The organism is Aquiflexum sp., from assembly GCF_041749095.1.
Classification (GTDB): domain Bacteria; phylum Bacteroidota; class Bacteroidia; order Cytophagales; family Cyclobacteriaceae; genus Aquiflexum.
On the sequence record NZ_JBGTCA010000127.1, the window covers coordinates 1 to 8,018 of the forward strand.

Genomic DNA, 8,018 nt, shown 5'->3' on the forward strand with positions numbered 1-8,018 from the left:
TATTTGAGAAAATATTTTCTACAGTTTCCACTAGATCTGACCCATCCCAATTTATTGGGAGGTAAGTTATGTTTTCTTGAAATATGTTAGGGTAAGTATTTAAATGATCCATATTAGGCTTAACTAATAAAGCTCCATTTAAGACTGCTTCGAAATCTCTAAAGCATACCTCTCCCCATCCGAAAGGACTGATCAGAGCCTGAACTTTTTTTACTTCATCATTATAATCTTTGAGTGGTATTCTTCCTTTCAAAAACATGGGGTTATCGTTGATGCTCTCCAGAAATATTTTCCTTTGGTAACCGATTGATGGTCTGTAACCTTTGTAAGCAAATCTTGCTTGGCATTTTTCAATTTGAGGATTTGGAATACCATTTTTAAAATAATCTGTTTTTGGCATAAGGCCTAATGTGATTCCTCCGAAGTACTTATAAAGTAATTTGGCTATTTCATTTCTTGTTTTGGACAGCGGATAGTATCCAAAACCAATATTCCATGCCAATTTGATTTTATTTAATTCATTTACATCTTCCAATTTTGGATAAGGTGTAATCGATGGAGATGATTCGAGAGAATACTTTTTACTATAGTAATCGGTAAATAATCTATTGCCTGCAAACTCAATTTGGTAATTAGTTTTGTCGGTATAAATACTTCTTTTGTATAAAATATCTATGAATGGGAGAACCTCAAATAGTTGAGATTCAGGACTGGCATTATCTTCAAAAAAAGCAACTTTTCGATATTTCTTTCTTAGCTTTTTAAATATTTCGATTTTATTTACATTTTTAAACCAATAATCCTGACCACCAACAATCAATAAAGTATCATTTGTGTCTTTTTCAATAATGTAATTTAAATTTGATGTGAATTTAAAGTTATTTTTAAATTTGGAATGATATATGGGATATAGGCTATATAATAATGTTATTCTTGATGGCGTAAGGAATAAAGTAATCTTTGGTTTTGGCATCCTTTGATAGTTTAATTTTGGTGAAATTAATTATTTTTTTTTACTGACATCTGACTACATTAAAAATTAAGGAATTTTAGCTGAGTTTATTGAATCCAGGGGAATATTTTACCAAACGAAATAGTACTACTTCAATATCCAATATTTAAAACAAATATTTATTTTCAGTGTAGAAATTAGTTCAATTTATTTCCTACAAAATAAGGTTATAATCTGTTTCATTTAGATGATAAAAATCATCTAATAGTTAATTATAATTCATTTTTTATAACTTATATATCATTTTTTTGTATTTATAAATAAAATAAATATATTTGAATTAAGATTATCTATCTGTAAAGCCAATCTGCAAATTGAACATATTTCGTATGTTTCAACAAGCAATATTTTTAACCAATTCAAATATATAAAATGAGAAATCCTATCCTCTTTGGTAAGAAAATACAAGTCATATTTTCCATACTGACATTTCTCCTCTCGTTTCAGGTTCTTTTTGGGCAAAGTGTTCAGTTCGACCTAACCACTTTGAATTTTAATGGGTTTGCTTCTCCTTCCCAAGGGACAGCCTTAAAATTCGGCCCGGACAACAAGCTTTATCTGGCCCAATTAAACGGCCTGATCCGGGTTTATACTATTGAAAGCTCGGGGCACAACAGTTATTCTGTAACAGCTTTACAGACCATTTCGCACGTGAGGTCAATCCCTAACCACGATGATATCGGTACTCCTGCATGGGATGGTAGATCTAATAGACAGATTACCGGAATTGAGGTAGTGGGTACAGCTGAAAACCCCATTATCTATGTGGGATCCAGTGATCCTAAATGGGGAGGCCCTTCTGGAGATAAGGTTTTGGATACCAACTCGGGAATTATTACCAAATTGACTTGGACTGGGACAGCATGGGATGTTGTGGACCTAGTGAGAGGTCTTCCCCGCTCAGAAGAAAACCATTCCACCAATGCAGTAAAACACACCTTGATCAACAATAAACCTTTTCTTTTAGTCGCAAGTGGGGGATTTACCAATGCCGGAGCACCCAGCACCAATTTTACATGGGTTACAGAATATGCCCTTTCGGCAGCCATATTGAGTGTTGATTTGGATGCCATTGAGGCATTACCTACCAAAACAGACCCTAATTCCGGAAGAAAATATAAATATGATATCCCCACCCTCGATGATCCATCAAGGCCCAATGTCAATGGGATCTATAACCCAAACCAACCAGGATATGACGGGATTGATGTTGGAGACCCCTTTGGTGGTAATGATGGCCTAAATATGGCCATGCTCGTAGCAGGTGGTCCTGTTCAGATTTTTTCACCTGGATATAGAAACGCCTATGATTTTGTAGTGACCGAAGCTGGAAAGGTGTTTGTCACTGATAACGGTCCTAATGCCAGTTGGGGAGGGCTTCCAGAAAACGAAGGTAATGCAAACACTGTTTCGAACAATTATTTAACTGGAGAACCGGGTACAAGTAGTACGAGAAAATCTTCAAGTGGTGAATATGTAACCAATAAGGATAGGCTTTTGATGATTACCAATAATATAAACAATTACCAGCCAGGATCATTTTATGGTGGACATCCAGCGCCAATCAGAGCAAATCCTGGAAACCCTTATACAGCTGGTGCCACTTTTCCATTCAATCCGGGCGGTGCAGGCCTGTATACCAAATCAATTGGGGATGAATATAATGGGACCACTTTAAAACCTTTATATACCCAAAATGAAATTTTCAGGACACAAATTTTGCAACCTATCGCCCCAGGAAGTCCTGGGTTTGACCAATACGCCCAGACTTCATTGCCTGCAAACTGGCCCCCAGTTCCCTTAAATTTAAGGAACCTAAACGAGGCTGATTACAGGGACCCTTTTCTGGGAAATTTGAATGGACCGCAACTGGAAATTGTTACCATGTGGAAAATAAACAGCAATGGATTGGATGAATACAAGGCATCCAACTTCGGTGGTGTACTAAAGGGTTCCTTAATTGCTGGAAGAAACAGTGGCTATTTGCATTTGGTAAGGCTGAATCAAGATGGTTCTTTACTTTCATTGGAAGAGGATAAATGGAACCTGAATGGCGGGAATTCTTTAGGAGTTAATTGTCAAGGGGATAATGAGATTTTTCCCGGAACCATTTGGGTAGCAACATATAATAATATTGTACATATTCTGACTCCGTCCAACAATCCATTTTGTCCCTCTCCAAACGACCCGTTTTTTGATCCGGATGCAGATTATGATAATGACGGATATACCAACCAAGATGAAATCGACAATGGCACTGATTATTGCTCAGGAGCATCAAGGCCCAATGATTTTGATGGGGATTTTGTCTCTGACCTGAATGACCTAGATGATGATGGCGATGGTATTCTTGATGCCTTAGATCCTTTCCAACTAGGCTCCCCTACCGATCTTCCCATCGATAATGAGCTGTTCTCCGATAAAACTGATGACTTGGGAAGGCCATTCGGTTACAGGGGATTGGGACTGACCGGCCTGATGAACAATGGAGCACCAAATCCAAATTGGATGAATTGGTTGGATAAATTGGATGAGGGGCCTCTTCCAAACGACATATATGGGGGAGCTGCAGGTGCCATTCAAATAGCCCTTACAGGAGGGACTGCCAACGGAAGCGCAAACAACCAGGAAAAAGGATTTCAGTTCGGAGTAAATGTTGGAGTGGAGACAGGAGAATTTTTGATAACCGGGGCGTTGTTAGGCTTCCAAGGATCCCAAATGTTTTATGATATTGATCATAATGGGGAATTGGGAATCCAAATGGGTGATGGCACCCAAAGTAATTTTCTAAAACTGGTTTTTACAAAAACAGGAATTTTAGCGGGTATGGAAATCAATGATATTCCTGACCCCAACCCGTTGGTTCTGCCATTGGCTGTGGGCGACAGGCCATTAAGTTCTGAAACTGTGGAATTTATGTTTAGGGTAAATCCTATCAATGGCAATGTTATTCCACAGATAAAAATAGGCCAAAGACCAATAATGAGCTTAGGCACCAAAACACTGACAGGGAAAATCCTGGAGGCTGTTCAGAATTTCTCTAAACCCCTCGCAATAGGTGTTATAGGAACTTCAGGAAATCAAGGTGTGGAATTTCTGGCAACTTATGACTACTTCAGGGTTTTTGGAGAAAGGCCCTTTATCACAAATCCTTTGGTTGACATATCAAGACAAGTTGGATCACCTTCCAAAGAAATTGACCTATCCGATTATTTTGATGATCATGGTGGGTTCGAAAATTTGACTTTCTCTTTACAAAATACCAATCCCAATATTGGTGCAATAATTTCGGGATCCATTTTAACAATCAATTTCCCTAACTCCCCTGCAAACGGCACTATAACGGTCAAAGCAGAGGATGCAAATGGATACTTTGTTGAACAGTCATTCGAAGTTACGGTTTTTGCTTCGGAACAAATCGTATTTAGAATCAATGCCGGTGGCCAAATAATCGAAGGACAGAACAGCTATCAGGATTGGAAATCCAATGATTCAAACGGTTCATTCAATGGTGATGGATATACCGTTGATTCGGGCATAGTCAAAAAAAGTGACCTAAATTTTGAAAATAGACATAGCTCCATCCCCAATTATATTGATGCTGCAACCTTTAACGGAATTTTCTCCAATGAAAGAGAAAAGAACGGCCAAGGCAGTATGGTTTTCAGTATTCCTATTGAACAAGGAGAATATATTGTCAGGCTTTATTTTGGCAACAGTGGGTCCAATACCTCAAATATTGGGGACAGGTTCTTTGACATCAAAATAGAAGGCCAATTGGTTTACAATGATCTGGATTTGGTCCAAAGATTTGGGCACGGTTCGGCTGGAATGGAAGAATTCTCGGCCGACGTCAATGATGGCCTTCTCAACATTGAATTCATTAAACAAACCGGAAATCCCACTATCAGTGCTATAGAAGTATTGAGGGCTGTCTCACCACCACCACCACTGATTTTCCTCAACCCGGTCCAAGATCAGATAAGCACAGTGAATGAAGTATTGGAAGGTAATTTACTATTTACCGCTTCAGGTGGGGTTGGTACCCTGCATTACAGTGCCATTAATTTACCTCCTGGAGTGGACATTGAACCTGCCAATGGAAGGCTTTATGGAACAATTGCCTCCATTGCCTTGGCAAACAGTCCCTACAATGTTACCGTGACGGTGACCGATTCCAATAGTCCTGAAGCCAATTCTGAATTCGTAACCTTTACTTGGACAATCCTTCCTTTTGAAACCTGGAATCCTGTAAATGAAAACCAGAATTATACCCGCCGACACGAAAATTCGTTTGTACAAGCTGGTGAACATTTCTATATGATGGGTGGAAGAGAAAATGCCTTGACAATTGATGTTTATAATTATAATCAAGATACATGGAAGGCTATTGAAAATATCGCTCCATTTGAATTCAACCATTTCCAAGCCATCACATACAAAGGTTATATTTGGGTAATTGGTGCTTTTCAAACCAATAATTTTCCGGATGAAATACCTGCATCACATATATGGCTTTTTGACCCGGTCAACGAGCAATATATTCAAGGTCCTGAAATTCCTTTGGAAAGAAGAAGAGGATCAGCAGGCTTAGTTTTGCACAATGATAAGTTTTATATAGTCGGAGGAAATAAATTAGGCCACAAAGGAGAGTATGTGCCATATTTTGATGAATTCGATCCGGCTACGGGTATTTGGACCATCCTCGAAGATGCTCCCCGACCAAGAGATCACTTCAGTGCAGTACTTATAGGTGAGAAAATCTATGTGGCATCAGGAAGGTTGTCCGGAGGATTTGGAGGTACTTTTGGACCGGTAATCAAAGAAGTTGACGTCTTTGATTTTGTTACCCAAGAATGGTCAACCCTTCCAAGTGCATTGGATATTCCAACAGCAAGAGCAGGAGCTATTGCTGCAAATTTTGAGAATAAACTTCTGATTGCAGGAGGGGAAGTACCCGACAATACTGAAGCCCTTGACATTACCGAACTATATGACCCGGAAATAGGAACGTGGACAACTGGCAACCCTCTTAATTTCAGAAGACATGGGACACAGGGTATTGTTTCAGGTAAAGGGTTGTTTGTTGCCGGGGGTTCCCCTAATAGAGGTGGGGGAAGAATGAGAAATATGGAATTCTACGGATTGAACAATCCAATCGGAACTCCCATTACAGAAAGTATCCTTTCCGGACCTGAAAATATAATACTTGGTTCTGACAATAAAGCACTGCTTTCGCTTACTACTACAAATGGAAATCAAGGTGTCTTTATGAAAGATCTTTCCTTTACAGGGGTGGATGCCAATGATTTCCATATTGCGTCGGGAAATCTTACCGAGTCAGTTATTTCACCAAACATTATTCACAACATAGCATTGCTATATCAGGGAACAAAAGAATCTCCTGTTGCAAACTTGGTGATACAATATAAAACCAATTCCTCTTTATTAATCCCCATTCAGCGGTCTTCGATGGAAATTGAAAGTTTTACCCTTATCAATGCCAACAATACCAGCGACATACAGGATATTGTCCATGGAACCCAATTAAGCTTGACCCAGGTACAGGGTCTGAGTTTGAACTTCAGGGCAAATTCAATTCCAAGTGCAGTTGGAAGTGTCTTAATTTCTTTAACAGGACCTGTAAATTCTTCTAGATTGGACAATGACCCGCCATATACCCTTTTAGATAATGATGGCTTCGACTTCCCTGTTGGAAATTATACCCTGACCGCCACCCCTTACAGCCAAAGCAATGGTTCAGGAAATGTAGGACAGGCTTTATCCATTGATTTCTCAATAGTCGGATCCGGCAGCACCCCTGTTTCAGATATTTCGGTCAGTCCATCAACTGCATCCATATTAATTGGAAATACACAACAAATCACCGCTACAGTTTCACCTTCCAATGCTACCAATAAAACAGTGATTTGGTCAACTTCCAATGCCAATATTGCAACGGTAAGTAGCACCGGATTGGTTACAGGAATAGCTCAAGGAACAGCAAATATTACGGCCCAAACGGAGGATGGAGGATTTACTGCAGTTTCATCCATAACCGTAGAGCAGTCAGATTTTAATTACCTTGCCGGCCACTGGAAAATGGACGAAGGATCCGGAAACATACTCATCGACCACTCAGACAACGGCAACGATGCGACAATACAAAATATCAGTGGCGTGACCTGGTCACCAGGGGTCATCGGGCTTGCCCTTGATCTCAACGGAAATAAAGAAAGGTTCGGAATTGCTCCGCACAATGCCTCCCTGGAAATCGGAGAAAGCATCACCATCGCCGGATGGATGAAGCCCAACGTTTTGGGAAGAAACACTATCATCAGTAAATCAGATGGCAACGGTTTTGAACTTACTCTTAACAACGATGGGTTCATCCACTTCTTCCTCAACAGAGGGAACAGCGGCGGCAGTTACAGGCTGGTCTCCAAATTTAACTATGGGGGAAGGCTGGACGAATGGCTACACGTTGCCGCAACCTATGACGGCAATACCAGTAGGATATTTGTCAACGGCATCGAGGATGCCTCCACATCCTTCGGTCCATTGAACATAGGCACAGCATCCGGCGGACTTTCTATTGGTGCCTACGGGTCCATACAGCGGTTCAAGGGTAGTCTGGATGACCTCAGACTTTACGGAAGGGCATTGGAGGAATCCGAAATATTCACCTTGTTCAATGGAGAGGCTCCTCTCCTCGGGGTACCGCAACTTCTGGCACCTGCTGACGGAAACGCCTCTGTGATTGCTCCGGAAGTTCAGCTATCCTGGCTTGCTGTCGACTTCGCGTCAGGTTATAAAGTTCAGCTTGCAGCAGATGCTACGTTCAGCAGCCTTCTACAGGATGTGGATACGGGCAGTGACCTGTCATTCACTATAGGTGGGTTGCTTCCCGAAACTGAATACTTCTGGAGAGTACGCTCCTACATCGGGGAAGTCGAATCCGCATGGTCTGAAACAAGGAGTTTTACAACTGTTGCAGCGGGAAGTG

Annotated in this window: 2 protein-coding genes; one reads left to right on the forward strand and one right to left on the reverse strand. The window is 40.5% G+C overall.

What is annotated here, in order from left to right; genetic code table 11:
- A partial coding sequence (locus ACEW8O_RS06890) for a hypothetical protein (RefSeq protein ID WP_373493884.1) occupies positions 1 to 973 on the reverse strand: 973 nt, incomplete at its 3' end.
- 411 nt (positions 974 to 1,384) lie between these two features.
- Between ACEW8O_RS06890 and ACEW8O_RS06895 the strand changes: the two genes are divergently transcribed.
- A partial coding sequence (locus ACEW8O_RS06895; protein WP_373493885.1) for a LamG-like jellyroll fold domain-containing protein occupies positions 1,385 to 8,018 on the forward strand: 6,634 nt, incomplete at its 3' end.